Below are 1567 nucleotides of genomic sequence, written 5' to 3' on the forward strand. Positions count from 1 at the left end.
GTGCGGGAGTAGGAGATCCTCACGGAGGTGCCGCCGTAGCGCACGCCCGCGTAGTGGGTCGTGTCGATCTCGTACGTCCAGTCCCCGTTCAGGCACGGCACGTCCTCGGCGTAGTCGATGAACCCGGTGCCACCGGGGTCGTCGGGCATGGCACCCTCGAAGACCCGGCCGCCCGGCCCGGTCAGCCTCCAGCCGATACCCCGGACCGAGCAACCGGCGGGAGACCAACTCCCATCCACCGACCTGGAGTTGCAGTACGTGGTCAGACTCGGCGTGAGCGTCCCCCGCGCGGTCACCCCCAGGCACAGGTGCGTACGGACCTCGAAGTCCTCGCCACCCCCGGGGTAGTCCCGCCCGTCCTCGGACGCGCACGCCCACCTGGCCTCCCCCGCCGAAACGGAAGCGGAAGCGGGGGCAGGGGCGGCCAGGGGCAGTACGGCGACGGCCGCGGCGAACACCACGGCACGCGCACTCTTCGTGATCGTCATGCCCTTGTTGTAGCCACCCGCCCCGCCCGGAACCACCGATCGGGCACCACATCACCCGATCGTGCGCCCACCCGAGCGGAAGAGCGCAGTGGCGTGCTCAGGCGTCGAGCACGATCTCGGGCCAGTGCGGCGAGGGCGCGTCGAACAGCGCAGTGGGGCGCCCGTGCAGGTGGAGGTCGAAGTAGGCGGCGAGATAGGCGCGTTGGGCGGCCACCGCGCGCTGGGCGTCGCCGGTGCCCAGGAAGTGCTCCAGGTCCTGCGGCGGCCAGGCGAAGACGGCCTGCCCCTGCGGGATCAGCAGCGCCAGGTCCGTGCAGGACAGGTGACCCGAGCCCAGCAGGGTCAGCCGCCGGCGCCAGCCCGTCAGGTGCGGCCACAGCGTCCGCCACATCGCGTCGCGGGCGGGGCTGTCCCAGGCGGAGGCCATCAGCAGCAGCGGACGTGCCTGGTCGGCGGTCGCCGAGGTGCCGAAGACCGGCCCGTCCAGCACCGCGCCCGCCCGGATCCGCGGATCCTCGTGCATGGCCTGCACGGTGGTGGCCCCGCCCATCGAATGGCCGAACATGCCCACCGCCCCCAGGTCGAGCACCCCGTCCAGGCCCGCCGGCAGGGGGCCGCGCTCCAGACGGTCCAGGACGCACCGCACGTCGGCCGCCCGGTACGCGACCACCTCGGCATCGCTCATCGCGTGCACCCGCGCCTTGTCCCGCACCTCCAGCCGGCCCCCGGGGAACTCCACCTCCCCCGCGTCGAAGGTGTGGTCCAGGGCCGCCACCACGTGACCGTGCGAAGCCAGCTCCTGCGCGAGCACCGTGTTGAACGCGCTGTCCCCGCCTGACCCGTGGGAACCCAGCACCACCGGGCGCCGGCGCGTGCCGTCGACCCGCGCACCGGACACGGCGCGGGTGACGGGCCAGCGCAGACGCCCCGGCGGGACACCGAAGTACGCCGCCTCCAGGTGTGCGCACTCCGCCGCACCCATCCACGGCGCCCGTCCGTCCCCGCCACCGCGCACGGCGGCCGGGTACCACAGCCGCACCCGAAGTTCACGCGGACGCGCCACCGGTGCCCACCGGTCC

The 1567-nt window shown here is 73.8% G+C and carries 1 protein-coding gene and 1 pseudogene; both read right to left on the reverse strand.

The features are described from left to right. Positions 1-488, reverse strand: a pseudogene (locus J0670_RS37720) (hypothetical protein); the annotation flags it as partial. Between the two features lie 97 nt (positions 489-585). Further along, a partial coding sequence (locus J0670_RS37725; protein WP_207817282.1) for a serine aminopeptidase domain-containing protein occupies positions 586-1567 on the reverse strand: 982 nt, incomplete at its 5' end.

This window comes from Streptomyces sp. FH025 (genome assembly GCF_017427025.1).
Lineage (GTDB): Bacteria > Actinomycetota > Actinomycetes > Streptomycetales > Streptomycetaceae > Kitasatospora.